18 protein-coding genes and 1 pseudogene are annotated in these 12,918 nt (G+C 67.8%); 12 read left to right on the top strand and 7 right to left on the bottom strand.

All coding sequences use genetic code 11. The features are described from left to right. The first annotated feature begins 169 nt into the window (after positions 1-169). Together AB0I12_RS01385 and AB0I12_RS01380 are read left to right on the top strand one after the other, a co-directional pair. Positions 170-1,153 carry a universal stress protein gene (locus AB0I12_RS01385; protein WP_359922895.1) on the top strand — a complete coding sequence of 328 codons (984 nt, stop codon included), beginning with the start codon at positions 170-172 and terminating at the stop codon, positions 1,151-1,153. A 40-nt stretch (positions 1,154-1,193) separates the two neighbouring features. Next, positions 1,194-1,331, top strand: a pseudogene (locus tag AB0I12_RS01380) (DUF488 family protein); the annotation flags it as partial. A gap of 15 nt (positions 1,332-1,346) precedes the next feature. Here AB0I12_RS01380 and AB0I12_RS01375 read toward each other — a convergent pair. Next, on the bottom strand, positions 1,347-1,814 hold the full coding sequence (locus tag AB0I12_RS01375; RefSeq protein ID WP_359922893.1) for a hypothetical protein: 468 nt from the start codon (positions 1,812-1,814) through the stop codon (positions 1,347-1,349). An 86-nt stretch (positions 1,815-1,900) separates the two neighbouring features. On the opposite strand from AB0I12_RS01375, the gene AB0I12_RS01370 reads away from it, so the two are divergent. Further along, positions 1,901-2,587, top strand: a complete 687-nt coding sequence (locus AB0I12_RS01370) for a helix-turn-helix domain-containing protein (protein WP_359922890.1) — start codon at positions 1,901-1,903, stop codon at positions 2,585-2,587. A gap of 203 nt (positions 2,588-2,790) precedes the next feature. On the opposite strand, the gene AB0I12_RS01365 is transcribed toward AB0I12_RS01370, so the two are convergent. The 3 genes from AB0I12_RS01365 to AB0I12_RS01355 are packed head-to-tail and all read right to left on the bottom strand — an operon-like array spanning position 2,791 to position 3,702. Then, on the bottom strand, positions 2,791-3,078 hold the full coding sequence (locus AB0I12_RS01365) for a hypothetical protein (RefSeq protein ID WP_359922887.1): 288 nt from the start codon (positions 3,076-3,078) through the stop codon (positions 2,791-2,793). Between the two features lie 2 nt (positions 3,079-3,080). After that, a complete protein-coding gene (locus AB0I12_RS01360) occupies positions 3,081-3,536 on the bottom strand; it encodes a universal stress protein (protein WP_359922885.1) in 456 nt (151 codons plus the stop codon). A gap of 10 nt (positions 3,537-3,546) precedes the next feature. After that, the gene (locus AB0I12_RS01355; RefSeq protein WP_359922882.1) at positions 3,547-3,702 is read right to left on the bottom strand and encodes a hypothetical protein; all 156 of its coding nucleotides are present in this window, start codon (positions 3,700-3,702) and stop codon (positions 3,547-3,549) included. A gap of 77 nt (positions 3,703-3,779) precedes the next feature. Here AB0I12_RS01355 and AB0I12_RS01350 point away from each other — a divergent pair, with 77 nt between their 5' ends. Next, positions 3,780-4,355, top strand: coding sequence for a helix-turn-helix domain-containing protein (locus AB0I12_RS01350; RefSeq protein WP_359922880.1), 576 nt, complete (start codon positions 3,780-3,782; stop codon positions 4,353-4,355). A 251-nt stretch (positions 4,356-4,606) separates the two neighbouring features. On the opposite strand, the gene ygiD is transcribed toward AB0I12_RS01350, so the two are convergent. Continuing rightward, on the bottom strand, positions 4,607-5,470 hold the full coding sequence (gene ygiD / locus AB0I12_RS01345) for a 4,5-DOPA dioxygenase extradiol (RefSeq protein WP_359922877.1): 864 nt from the start codon (positions 5,468-5,470) through the stop codon (positions 4,607-4,609). A 72-nt stretch (positions 5,471-5,542) separates the two neighbouring features. Between ygiD and AB0I12_RS01340 the strand changes: the two genes are divergently transcribed. Continuing rightward, positions 5,543-5,887: a metalloregulator ArsR/SmtB family transcription factor gene (locus AB0I12_RS01340; RefSeq protein WP_359922874.1), complete on the top strand. Its 345-nt coding sequence runs from the start codon at positions 5,543-5,545 to the stop codon at positions 5,885-5,887. Further along, on the top strand, positions 5,868-6,350 hold the full coding sequence (locus AB0I12_RS01335) for an SRPBCC domain-containing protein (protein ID WP_359922872.1): 483 nt from the start codon (positions 5,868-5,870) through the stop codon (positions 6,348-6,350). Before AB0I12_RS01340 ends, AB0I12_RS01335 begins: the two co-directional genes overlap by 20 nt. Before the next feature lie 33 nt (positions 6,351-6,383). Here AB0I12_RS01335 and AB0I12_RS01330 read toward each other — a convergent pair whose 3' ends face one another. Continuing rightward, positions 6,384-7,223, bottom strand: a complete 840-nt coding sequence (locus AB0I12_RS01330) for a deoxyribonuclease IV (protein ID WP_359922870.1) — start codon at positions 7,221-7,223, stop codon at positions 6,384-6,386. Positions 7,224-7,314: 91 nt separating this feature from the next. Here AB0I12_RS01330 and AB0I12_RS01325 point away from each other — a divergent pair, with 91 nt between their 5' ends. The 6 genes from AB0I12_RS01325 (at position 7,315) to AB0I12_RS01300 (ending at position 11,528) form a co-directional block, all read left to right on the top strand. After that, complete coding sequence (locus tag AB0I12_RS01325; protein WP_359922868.1) at positions 7,315-7,884, top strand: TetR/AcrR family transcriptional regulator; 570 nt, start codon at positions 7,315-7,317, stop codon at positions 7,882-7,884. 25 nt (positions 7,885-7,909) lie between these two features. After that, positions 7,910-9,010: a hypothetical protein gene (locus tag AB0I12_RS01320; RefSeq protein ID WP_359922866.1), complete on the top strand. Its 1,101-nt coding sequence runs from the start codon at positions 7,910-7,912 to the stop codon at positions 9,008-9,010. Between the two features lie 100 nt (positions 9,011-9,110). Beyond that, positions 9,111-9,683, top strand: a complete 573-nt coding sequence (locus AB0I12_RS01315; protein ID WP_359922863.1) for a redoxin domain-containing protein — start codon at positions 9,111-9,113, stop codon at positions 9,681-9,683. After that, positions 9,680-10,066, top strand: a complete 387-nt coding sequence (locus AB0I12_RS01310) for a nuclear transport factor 2 family protein (protein WP_359922860.1) — start codon at positions 9,680-9,682, stop codon at positions 10,064-10,066. Before AB0I12_RS01315 ends, AB0I12_RS01310 begins: the two co-directional genes overlap by 4 nt. 86 nt (positions 10,067-10,152) lie before the next feature. Continuing rightward, positions 10,153-10,647 carry a SigE family RNA polymerase sigma factor gene (locus AB0I12_RS01305; RefSeq protein ID WP_359922857.1) on the top strand — a complete coding sequence of 165 codons (495 nt, stop codon included), beginning with the start codon at positions 10,153-10,155 and terminating at the stop codon, positions 10,645-10,647. After that, positions 10,644-11,528, top strand: a complete 885-nt coding sequence (locus AB0I12_RS01300; RefSeq protein WP_359922854.1) for a hypothetical protein — start codon at positions 10,644-10,646, stop codon at positions 11,526-11,528. Before AB0I12_RS01305 ends, AB0I12_RS01300 begins: the two co-directional genes overlap by 4 nt. 55 nt (positions 11,529-11,583) lie before the next feature. Here the strand turns inward: AB0I12_RS01300 and AB0I12_RS01295 are convergent, their stop codons facing one another. Beyond that, positions 11,584-12,360: a phytanoyl-CoA dioxygenase family protein gene (locus AB0I12_RS01295; RefSeq protein WP_359922851.1), complete on the bottom strand. Its 777-nt coding sequence runs from the start codon at positions 12,358-12,360 to the stop codon at positions 11,584-11,586. Positions 12,361-12,918: the final 558 nt, after the last annotated feature.

Here is a 12,918-nt window from a genome sequence, read left to right as displayed (position 1 = left end):
CCCCGGCGGAAACCGTTGCCGGGGCGCGGTGCCGTCCAGTAGAGCATCGTTGCCGGACGTCGGCCATAAGGCTGGTCACAGGTTCGCCGATCACGGCCGTACCCGTCGCGCCGCGGAAACGGCACATTCGAGACCGCAGGACATCCAGAACCGGAGCGGAGCGGCGAACATGACGATGACAACTGTTGCTCACACCCGCGGCCGCGCCGTCGTGGTCGGTGTCGACGGCTCGGTCTCCGCACAGGGCGCATTGGCCTGGGCCGCCATGACGGCGTCCGCCCGGCGCTGCCCGCTACGCATCATCCACACCTTCACTGTCCCGCTCCTCAGCAGCGCACCCGACATGATCCCGATCAGGGATCTGACCGTCGACCTCCGATCGGTGGCCGACTGGGTCCTGGCCGAGTCAGAATCCTCCGCGCGCTACCTGGCACCCGACATCAAGATCACTCGTGAGCTGTTCGTCGCCGGCGCCGCGCCGACACTGTTGAGCCAAGCACACGACGCGGAACTGCTGGTTCTGGGCAGCCGCGGAATCGGCGGCTTCCGCGGCTTGCTGGTCGGCTCGGTGAGCACCGCCGTGGCCGCGCACGCCCGATGCCCGGTCGTCGTCGTCCGTCCGCATCGCGACGGTACGGCGTTCCCGGCGTATCGGACCGGCCGGATCGTGGTCGGCGTCGACGGCTCCGATGTCTCCGCCGCGGCGATCCGGTTCGCGTACCACGAGGCGGTACGACGGCGCGTCGGTCTCCTGACCGTCCACGCCGTACCGCCGACCCGGCCGCAGTCCTCGCTGCGCGTCCCGCCACACGTCGTCGAACAGGTCGAGGAACAACTGTTCGCCGCGGCGATGGAAAGCAAGCGAGTCCTCGATCCCCGCGTCGATCTGGAGATGAAGGTCGTGCACGGCCATCCCGCGCAGGCGTTGATCGACGCATCCGACGCGGCCGGCCTGGTCGTCGTCGGTTCCCGCGGCCACGGAGGCTTCGCCGGCATGCTCCTCGGGTCGGTCAGCCAGGCCGTTCTCCAGCACGCCGCCTGTCCGGTGGCCGTAGTCCACCCCGACCGTGCACGGTCCGCGCTATCCCGGAGCCGGCCCGGTCGCCGGATCGCAGCACGGAACCGGCTTCCGGAGCTGAAGGAACTGCCATAACCTCCGCGCCGCGCAACCCTGTCGGAGAGCCTCACTCGCGACACCCGGTCCGCGAGCAGCCCTTGATCACCTGCGTGCCTTGGCCGCGAAGTCGACCGTGACGTTGCTGACCGCAACCAAGGACAGGGAGCACAGCCAAGCCGCCGTCCTGGCAGCACTTCTGCAGAAGACGCACTGACGCGGTCGACCGGGTCTACCTCGTGCTCGACGTACCAGAGCTCGTCGTGGACGAAGAACCGTGCCGGGCCGGCGCATACCGAGTGGCGAGACGGGCCAGTGCGACGGCGGCGACCAGGAGGCCGAAGTCGCGCAGGGCGACGTCGTAGAAGCCTGAGAGGGTCAGCAGGTTGAGGATGATGCCGGCGAGCCAGGCCGCGACGAGCAGGGCGCCGTAGCGCGGGATGACGGCGACGGCGATGCCGGCGACGATCTCGATCACCCCGACGAGGTACATCGCGTCCTGGCCGGAGCCGGGGACGAGGTCGTTGATCCAGGGGGCCAGGTAGTTCGGCCAGTCGGTCAGCAGGTTGGCGAACTTGTCCAGGCCGAAGACGACCGGCGCCACCGTGAAGACGGTTCGCAGGGCCAGGAAGGCTTGGTACGCCGGATCCGACAGCGACTCACGGCCGGTGGTGCGGGCTGTGCGCCCCTCAGTGCTCATGATCGACTCCTTCTAAAGTAGACGTATTTTGACTTTAGAAGGGGCCACCGTTTTCGTCAATGGGACTTGGCTTTAGAGTGGGTCGGGTGAACGACTCCAGGGACGCCCGGATCTCGGCGGTCGCAGCGTTGGAAGAACCGACGCGGCGCCTGCTGTACGACCACGTCGTACGCCAGGCCGATCCGGTGACGCGGGACGAGGCGGCCGCCGCGCTGGAGATCCCTCGCTCGACGGCTGCCTTCCACCTCGACAAGCTGGCCGAGGAGGGGCTGCTCGAGGTCGTCTTCGAGCGCCGCACCGGCCGCACCGGCCCGGGAGCAGGACGACCTTCGAAGCTGTACCGACGCTCCAGCGAGTACATCGGCGTCTCCCTGCCCGAGCGCCGCTACGACCTGGCCGGCAGCCTCCTCGCAACTGCCCTCGAGGACGTCGAGGCCTCTGGCGAAACCCCACGGGCTGCCCTCGACCGTCGCGCCCGCCAGTTCGGCATCGACCTTGCCGCCGCCGTCGGCGACACATCCGACCCGACCAGCTCACGCGCACTCATGCGTCTGCTCGAGGAGCAAGGATTCGAACCGCGCAGTCAGCGGGACGCGATCGTCCTCGGCAACTGCCCGTTCCACACTCTCGCCCGACAGCACACCGACCTGGTCTGCGAGATGAACCTCTGCCTCCTCGAAGGTCTCGTCTCAGGCCTCGGCATCACCGGCCTGCAAGCCCACCTTCGGCCGACCCCGGGCTACTGCTGCGTTCGCCTCGAGAGCGACGCGTAGGGCCACCAGAGGCGGAACGCCGAATGGGGTCCCGCGTCTGCTTGGCCAACGCTTCCTGATTGAGCCGGTACTCCCGTGCGGCAACTCGGATCGTGATGATGACCACCATCACCCCGAGCAGCATCAACAGAACGATGTCACTGCCACCCCATGCCTTCATGCTCACAATTCCTTCCTTCACGTCAGCTCCGGCTTCATCATCGCTACATGCTATGTAGCGTAAATAGCCGGTACTCGCCCGTGGCCATTCGGGCCAAGGCAGCTTCGACGTCGTTCAGTACCCTCAGCGCGCCGGCGGCCAAGTGGGCCTGGACCTCGATCCGCGCCGCGGTGCAACTCTCCTGGAACTCATTCAAGTTGCGCGAGGCAAACAAGTCCCGCGGTTGATTCCGGCGGAAGATGCGGTGTTCCTGCAGCCTGAGTTTCAGTTCAGCCAGCTCATGTTCCGATAGCTGACGCTTGTCCAGGGCAACAGTCTGTGCGGTGGCCATTGTCAGCCGTCCGGCCGGCTGTTGGACCGGGCTGCCGGCGGGATGATGACCACCGGGACAGTGGACTCATGGGCGACCTGCTGGCTGACTGAGCCGAGCAGCAGCCCGGCGAATCCGCCCCGCCCTCGCGAGCCGACGACCAGCAACGTCGCGTCCCGCGCGGCTGCGAGCAGAGCGGGCGCGGCGGGACCCTGGACGATCCGTCGTTCGGGCTCGCGGGCCAGTCCGGTGAGATCCACCGTCGCCAGGCTGTCGGTCATCGTCTTGTGTGCCGTCTCCACGAGACTCGCAGGATCGGCGAGCAGCGGAGCATACGGCGACATCAGCGCCGCCGTGGGTTGCTGCCAGGCGTGGACGACGACAAGACCTGCGCCACGCGCTCTTGCCTCGGCGACCGCCCATTCGAGTGCTTGTCGAGCACCCTTGCTGCCGTCGACGCCGACAACGATCTTCTCCATTGCGATCCTCCTAGACGTGGTTCGTACGCTTCGAGCGCGTCCTGGCCGAGGCCCGCTCCTGCGCCCGATGGGCGAGCCCGATACCTCCGAGGCAGATCAGGGGTGCTGCCACCCCGACGATGATCAGCAGCACCAGGTCGATCGCATCGAACGTCGACGTACTCATGTGACCTCCTCCTAACATTTTCGATACATAATCTGTAGCGCATATCGCCGCACGTCTGTTCTGGGCAGACTGGGCCCATGCCACCCACCACGAGCGGCCGCGGCCGGCCCCGGCTCGAGTCGACCGACCAGCGCATCTTCGAGGCGGCGCGCGAACTGCTCCGCCTGAAGGGGCCGGCCGCGGTGAACATCGACTCCGTCGCGACCCTCTCCGGTGTCGCCCGGACGACGATCTATCGCCGCTACCGCAGCCGGGACGAACTGATGCACGCGATCCTGGAGCACCTCATCGACCCGGCACCCCTGGCGCCTGACCTTCCCGTCGGCGAGAAGCTGCGATGGGTCATGGAGCGCATCAGCGACATCCTGGAGAACCGGCTCGGACCGGGCGCCACCGCGGCGATCATCGCCGACAGTGATCCCGAGTTCTCGACGGCTGTGCGGTCACGACTCGCCACTCGACTGAGCTCGCTCGCCGACCTGATGACCATCGACATGAAGGCCGGACGCCTGCAGCCGACGATCGATCCCGACACGGTTCTCGGCGTACTGGTCGGCGCCTACCTCGCAGAGGTCCTCAGGTTCGGCTCGCCGCGCAAGGGATGGATGGACCGCGCCGTCGGCCTTCTGGCTCCGGCCGTGGTGAAGAACTGACACCAGCCAGGAATGCCTGACTGCGCCACACCTGCGGCTTGTCTCGGTACCGTCGCGCGGCAACTCTGACCATCAGGAACACCGCCGTCGCGCCCACCGGCAGCACGAGGATTGTTTCCATCCCGCTCGAGATCGTCATACCCATGCCCCTTCTCGCGTGTGGTCACTGAAGCTTTTCGATACATCTAATGTAGCGTAATTGGCGGCAGATCCATTCCCGGGACCGGCCTATGGCTCAGATCACACGGGATTCAGAGGTTGCTGTCCGACGTGGGGAAGCCATCGGGCAGTGGCGCCGCAGGGCCCGCATCCGTCCCGACGGCCGCGTCACAGTCCAGCCCGAGGGTGTACGCCGCCATCGAGATCGAGCCGGCGGCATGTCCGTCGACGAGCAGATCGAACGGCTCGTCGTCGGCGAGCCCGGCCGCGTAGAGCAGCGGCAGGAAGTGATCCGGGGTGGGAACTGCGTGACCGAAGTCAGGATGGGCGTCGAGAGCTGCCACCTCCGAGGGTGAAGCCTCGAGCAGCTCGCGTGCGGCCTCGTCGAAACGGAGTGCCCAGACGTACCCCGAGTCCGGCTTGCGGTAATCGACGGCGCGCAGATTGTGGACGATGTTGCCACTGCCGACGATGAGAACGCCCTCATCGCGCAGCGGACTCAGCCTGCGGCCGAGTTCGAGGTGGTGATCGAAGTCCTTGAACGCGTTGAGAGACAGCTGAACGACCGGGATGGAGGCGTCCGGGAAGGCGTGCAGCAGGACCGACCAGGTGCCGTGGTCGATCCCCCAACTGTCGATGTCCTGCCCCACCCACCGGGGCTTGCAGACGTCCGCCACGAGTTCCGCGACCTCGGGCGCACCGGGCGCCGGGTACTGCACATCGAACAACTCCTGCGGGAATCCGTAGAAGTCGTGGATGGTGCGGGGACGCGGCATCGCGGTCACCGCGGTCGCATTGGTGTACCAGTGCGCGGAGATCACCAGGATCGCGCGCGGCCGCGGCACCGACGCCCCGAAAACCCGCCAGGCCTCGGTGTAGCGGTTCGTCTCCAGCGCGTTCATCGGGTTGCCATGGCCGAGAAAAGCAACGGGCATCCTGGTCTCGTTCACGGTCATCTCCCGACTCGACTCCAGCCCGACACTACTCCGCCTTGACGGGGTGGTTGGCGCGATCTAACGTACAACCAAATGGTTGTAGATGTGGACGAGTTGCTGCATGCCTTGGCGGATTCGACGCGGCGGGACATCGTGCGACGGTGTCTCGGCGAGGCGGCGTCGGTATCGCGCCTGGCCGCGGCGTACCCGATGAGCTTCGCCGCGGTGCAGAAGCACGTTGCGGTGCTGGAGCGCGCCGGTCTGGTGTCGAAGGAACGGCGTGGGCGGGAACAGCTCGTGCGGAGCCGGATCGACGCCGTACGGCAGGCCCGGGACGCGCTCGACCAACTCGAGTCCACCTGGCGTGCACGAGTCGAACGGATGTCGGATCTGCTGTCCGGCGAAGGAGATGAGCAGCATGAGCGTGACGAGCGTTGACAAGGACTTCGACGCGTTGACCCTGACCCTGGTCGCCGACTTCGAAGCGTCGACCGAGCAGGTCTGGGACTTGTGGGCGGACCCGCGGAAGCTGGAGAAATGGTGGGGACCGCCGACGCATCCGGCCACCATGATCGACCACGATCTGACGCCTGGCGGCCGAGTGTTCTACTACATGACCGGACCGGAGGGTGACAGGTTTCACGGCACCTGGCGGTTCACCGCGGTGGACGCACCGAAGTCGCTGGAGTTCGTCGACTACTTCGCGGATGCCGAGGGCAGGGTCGACGATGCCCTCCCACCGAACACGGTGCACGTCGAGCTCTCGCCGTACGCCGGTGGTACCCGGATGGAGCTGCGCGCCGCATTCGACACCCGCGAGCAGATGGATCAGCTGCTGGCCACCGGGATGGCCGAAGGCCTTCAGCAGGCCGCGACGCAGATGGACGCGTTGGTCGCCTAACCGAAGGGACTTCGTCGGCATTCCTGGCCGAACTCAGTAGGTGACAACCGAAGGACGTCCGGCGCGGAGGTCTTTCAGCAAGGCGACGTCGCGCGCGTGCGTCGGCGTTTCGACCAGGAGCGGGACGTCACGGAGGGACGGCACCGCCAGCACGGATTCCACACCCGTCAAGCCGATCGTGCCGAGCCCGATGGATTCGTGACGATCACGGCGCGAGCCGACCGGATCTCGGCTGTCGTTGACATGGACGAGCCCGATCCGCTGCGGCCCCAGAGCCGTCAACACACTCTCCATCGCCGCGACGTCCATGAGATCCTCGCCGGCCGCATGCAGGTGACAGGTGTCCAGGCACAGCCCGATGCGCTCGTCGTGGAGGGCAGCCAGGTACTCGATGCTGCTCTCGAACGTTGACGCCGCCGCCGCGCCCGCACCCGCCGTCGGCTCGATCAGGAGCTGCACCTCGTCCCAGCGGTCGACGACAGGCAGGACGAGGTCGCGCAAACCGCCGAGCACCTCCCCGCGGCGGCTCTCCGTCACGAGCGAACCGGCATGAACGACCACGGCACCGGCCCCGAGCGCCGCGGCCCGTCGCATGGTCACCTCGAGCAGGTCGGCCGAACGCTCCACCACGAGGCCGGACGGTGAGCACAGGTTGATCAGGTGCGGAGCGTGGACGACGACGGCAAGGTCTCGCTCCCTGCAGGCGGTACGGAACGCCTCGTCGGCTGCCGGGTCGACCGCTGCCCGCGCCCAGCCGCGGGGGTTGCCGGCGAAGAACTGGATGATCTCGGCGCCGATCAGGTCCGCCTCCCCCACCCCGGTCTTCACCAGCCCACCCGCCACGGCCACATGGGAGCCGATCCTGGACACCACCGTCAGCACCCTCCGGGAATCGTTGTTGACTTCAGGGTACAGAACTCTCTAGTTTTATACCTCCAGTTACACAACACGTGAGGACGAACGTATGGGCAGGCCGATGAGCTTCGACACCGACGACGTCGTCGACAAGGCCGTCGAGGTGTTCTGGCGCCAGGGATTCGGCGCGACGACGCCGCAGAACCTGGTCGACGCGCTCGGGATCGGCAAAGGCAGCCTCTACAACACGTTCAAGAGCAAGCATCAGCTCTTCCAGCTCGCGATGCGCCGCTACAGCGAGCTGCGCCTGGCGGAACTGACCGAAGGCCTCGACGGGCCGGGCGCCGTGCGACCCAAGCTGCGCCGAGCCGTTCACGGACTGGCCGGGATCAGCGAGCATCAGCGCGGCTGCCTGGTCGTCAACGCGGTCGCCGAGCTGGGTACGTCGACGCCGGAGGTCGCGGAGGTCTCGAAGGAGCTGTTCAGCCGTATCGAGGACAGGTTCGAAGCCGCGATCGAGCGCGGCCGGGTCAGCGGCGAGCTCCAGGCGGACACCGAACCGCGCGACGCCGCCGGCGCCCTCCTCGCGGCGGTGATCGGAACCAACGTCCTCACAAAGACTGGTCGCGGCCCCGGGCACCTCAGCCGGCTGCTCGACGCCGCCCTCGCCGCCCTCTGACGTGGCGAGCACCGACAATCGGCCATTGCCCGCGCTGCGCGGGCTCGGCCCGAACTGGTACGCCGTGATCATGGGGACCGCCATCATTCCCGGCGCGGGTATCGGACTTCCGCACCAGTTCCCCGGCGCGCTCCGGGTCTGGCAGCTCCTGACCGTACTGACGTTCCTCGAGCTCGTGGTGCTGGTCGTCGCCCGAGGCATCCACTGGTACCTGCACACCGGCCAGGCGCGCGCCGATCTCCTCGATCCGGCTGTCGCGCCGTTCTACGCCTGCGTGTCGCTGGCGTTCCTCGCCACCGGACTCGTGTCCTACTCCGTCGGACACACCTTCCTGCCGACCGGCCTGGCGATCGGCGTGAGTGCGACGCTCTGGGTCATCGGCACGGTGGTGGGCCTGGTCTGTTCGGTGGGGCTGACGGTGCTGATGATCGTCAAACACCAGCTGAGCACGATCGGTCAGTCGCCCGCCTGTCTGCTGCCGCCCACCGGGCCGATGGTCTCGGCAGCCTTTGCCCAGCCACTGCTCGACCACCTGCCCGCTGGGCAGAACAAGGCGCTGTTCGTGCTGACGCTGTACGGGATGTTCGGCGTCAACCTCGTGATGACGCTGGTGGTGCTGCCGCTCGTCGTGCAGCGCCTCCTCGTCCACGGCCCGCTCCCGGTCCAAGCCACACCGATGCTGTTCATCGGCATCGCGCCGTTCGGGCAGGGAGTCAATGCTCTGGGCAATCTCGGCGACCAGGCCACGAAGGCCGGGCTGCCCGCTCCGTTGGACGCCGGGCTGCAGGCCATGTCGATCGCTGCCGGCGTACCGATCATGGGCTTCGCGCTGCTCTGGGCGGCGATCTGTGTGGTCATGCTCGTCTGGGCCTTCCGGAACGGCCTCGGGTTCTCGATCGCGTGGTGGGCCATGCCGTTCTCCTCGGGCACCGTCGTCACCGGCATGAGCGTCATCAGCCGCCACACCGGTGTGAGAGCGCTCGGATGGCTGGCGACGGCGCTCTACGCAATTCTGTGCGCCCTCTTCCTCTGCGCCTGGCCCCGGACCGTGTGGGGTCTGGCCAGACGGACGCTGCCCGCCGCCACTCCCCCGGGACCGGCGGCCACGTATTCGCCCGGGACCTGACCAGGGACCTCCCGGGCGCGAACCCGCCCGTCGGCGCGGCACGGTGGCAGTGCGTCGGGCCGCGACGCACCCGGACTTCAGGACCCGAGAGGTGGCCACCATGCGCTCAGACATCGTCCCCCGGGGCGTCTTCCCCGACTACCAACTCCCCGACCACACCGGCACGCCGCGCCGGCTGAGCGAAATCCAGGGCGACGACCCGATGATCCTCACCCTGGCGCGTGGACACTACTGCCCCAAGGAGCACCAGCAGCACCTGGACCTGGCCGCCATGCAGCGCCGGATCGCCGTCGCGTACACGACGATCGCCACCATCGCGACGGACGACCACCACACCATCCAAGAGTTCCGAGCGTCCGTCGGCGCGAACTGGCCGTTCCTGTCCGACCCCGGGCGCTTGGTCCAGAAGGACCTGGACATCCAGGAGTACACCGATCCGGACAACGACCCGATGATTCCGCACACCCTGGTCCTCAAACCCGGTCTCCAGATCCACTCCGTCTACAACGGCTACTGGTTCTGGGGTCGGCCGTCGACCGACGAACTGTGGCGCGACCTGCGGGCCGCGACGGAGGAGATCCGGCCGGACTGGGACCTGAGCGCTCCGGGCCTGCGGGCCGCGTGGGACGCCGGCGACCTGTCGGCCTTCCACGGCTGGGAGAGCCGCGCATGACCACCGCGGCGCCATCGAGGACGGCGGCCATCGAGCAGCACTGGCGCGCCTCCGAGAGCGGCGACGTCGGCACCGAGCACGCCATCTACGCGGCGGACGCCGAACTCCGGTACCCGCAGTCGGGCGAACGCTTCCGCGGCCGCGCGACCATCGCCGCGCAGCGCGGCGGCCACCCCGCCGACCGGCACTTCACCGTCCTGCGGATCGTCGGCCGCGACGATCTCTGGATCAGCGAATGCACGATCACGTACGACGGCGTGCCGACCTACTCGGTCTCGATCATGGAGTTCGCCGGTGACGAGGTCGTCCGGGAGACGCAGTACTTCGCGGACCCGTTCCCCGCGCCCGCGTCGCGTGCCGCGCTCGCGGAGCCGCCGGCCTGACGCGCGGAAGGAACACTGATCGGGCCGTGCAACCAACTTCGGCGCTCGGGGCGTGTCTAACCCGGTACCGAGGATGGGGAGGGCAGATGAGTGATCGGGACGCCGCGTTCGAGGCGTATTTCGCGGCTCGTTCCGATGCCATGCGTGGTACGGCGTACCTGCTGTGCGGCGACTGGCATCGTGCGGAGGACCTGGTCCAGCAGACGTTCACCAAGATCTACCAGGTGTGGCGCCGGATCCAGCGGCAGGACGCGATGGACAACTACACCAGGCAGACGCTGATCCGGACGTTCCTGTCCGAGCGGCGCCGGGGGTGGTTCCGGTACGAGTCCGTCGGCGTCCCGCCGGCCGACCCGCCGACGGCGTCGGCAGGCCCCACCGAAGAACGGCTCATGTTGCTCGAGGCGCTGGTGAAGGTGCCGCCGAGGCAACGCGCCGTACTGGTGCTGCGGTACTGGGAGGACCAGTCCGTGGAGCAGACGGCCGAGCTGCTCGACTGCTCGACCGGAACTGTCAAGAGCCAGGCATCGCGCGGGCTGGCCGCGCTGCGCGGTCTGCTGGAAGAGGAGAAGGTTCGATGAACGAAGAGGATCTCAACGAGGCGTTCCGCGACGTGATGGTGCGCAGCACCCCGCCGCCGTCGATGGATCCCGCCCACGCGCTCGACCGGGCCCGCCGGACGCGTAAGCGGCGCAGGGTGAGGTGGGCGGCGGTCGCCGCCGTACCGCTGGTGGTCGGGGTCGGTGCCGCTCCCACCGTGATCGCGAACTACAGCGGTCACCGGTCGGTGGGCCAGATGGTGGCCGGCGACACAGGAACGGCCCAACCCACGACCCAACCCACGACGCGGCCGGTCTCCACAGTGACGCCGGTGGCGCCGAACACGCGGAAGTCGAAGGATCCCTGGCCGGAGGGCCAGGTGGACCGTACGGCGACCGCGGGCCCGCGCGCCACCCGGGCCGTGACGCTGATGCAGGACCTGCGCTCGGCGGTACCGGCCGGGTTCGGCACACCGGACCTGAAGTACCCCGACGGTCGCCGGATGAGCTACCCGCAGAGCCAATACGCGTCCAATGACGGGGAGCAGGACTACTGGGAGTACACGGCCACCATCCCGGTGCAGAAGGACGACCGGGTCGGCCAGCTGCTCGTGCAGTCCACCACGCCCGACGGGAAGCCGGCGACAACCCCGTGCAAGGCCGCGGAGAAGTTCTGGGGCGGGACCGGCACCTGCGCAGTCGTCGACGTCGGCGGCAAGAAGGTCGGCGTGCTCACCACCAAGGGCTCCGACGCACGGTACGACCAGTGGGCCGCCTATCGGTACGACGACGGCACCGTCGTGGTCCTCGCGCAGACCAAGAAGAGCGACAACGACGCACGGTCGCCGCTGAAGCAACCGGTGTTCACCGCCGACCAGCTGGCCGAACTGGTGACATCGCCGAAGTTCAAGATCAGCAGCTGACGTCGGCCAGGCACCGGCCTCTGGGAAGCCGGTGCCGCGCCGGAACGTGTGCGGGTCAGATCGGTAGCGGGTCGTAGTTGGCGCCGAACGGGGCGTCCGGCCTGCTGAACTCCCCCATCAGGGCGCGCCTGAGCGGGGTGGTGCGTTCGAGGAACTCGGGGTCGTTGCCGAAACGGTCGGCCATGCGCACCCACGGCGGGCTGTAGACATAGTGGGTGGTGAAGCGGTCGTAGTCGCCGTCGTGGCGGAAGGTCCGGTGCCAGACGCCGTTGTGGAAGACGAGCGCGGCGCCGGCCTCGGCACACACGACATGGCCGATCGCGATGTCGCCCTTGCTCTGCCGGATCGAATCAGGCAGGCCGACCCGCGAGCGGTGACTGCCGGGGATCAGTTCCATGTTGCCCATACCGGGCACCGTCTGGTCGGTGAGCAGGTACGACACCCGGAGTTGCAGCAACGGGACGGGGTAGCCCAGGTCCTTGAAGTCGAACGCGGAGGATCCGTCCTGGTGCCAGCCGCCGTTGCCCGCATGCGCCGGCTGCATGGTGTTCCAGCCGGCCTGCAGCACGAACCGGTCCCCGAGCAGACCCTGCACCTTGGGGAGGACGTCGGGGTGGTCGATGAGCCGCTCGAGCACCGGCTCACTCTCGTAGGTCCGGCCGATCTGACCGAACTCACGGTCACGGCTCTGGTGCAGACGCTGCGACACGTCGTACGCCTCGGCAGCCTCGTCCTTGGTCAGGACGTTCGGAATCAGGAAGTAGCCCCACGACTCGAAGATGAAGCGGTCGGTCTCGGTCAGCTGACCTTTGCCGACGACGGGATCAAGCATCGCTCTGTCCTTTCTTCATACTGTTCGGCACTGTGTGGAAACGTTTCACAGGTACGGCATGCGGCGACCGGGACGCCGGGAGGGATCACCACACCGGCCGACGGTCAGCGCGACGGCCACCGTCCCGGGGTGACCTGCGGGCGGTGACAGCCGGACTTCTCGGAGGTACTCAGAGCCTCAGCGCACGCCACCGCCACCGCCGGCTCACCAAGCCGTGGGTCAGGACGATGGTCGCGGTCATACCCCAATCCTGACCCGAAACCCACCACCCGAGAAAGAGCCGTCTCAGCCTCCGACGGGTTGACGCAGAGCGCCTGGTAGCCGAGGCCCGACGTCGATCGCGCGGCCGCCGGGCATCCGGTAGTCCAAAGGGACCTTCAACGTCCCGCAGTGTATTCCTGCGAATCCGCACGAACCTTTGTGTCCCAATTCGCCGTTGCGCGATCAATCCGTTGACAGCCTTGACCGCGCGGCGCACGCTCGATGACGAGGGTGCGGCTGGGGGGTCGCGGCGCCTGAGACCCCGCACTGGCAGGTCAGGCCTGTGTTCCGGGGGGA

The sequence above is a fragment of the Kribbella sp. NPDC050459 genome, from assembly GCF_040655315.1.
Lineage (GTDB): Bacteria > Actinomycetota > Actinomycetes > Propionibacteriales > Kribbellaceae > Kribbella.
This window is presented reverse-complemented; position numbering and strand designations above follow the sequence as displayed.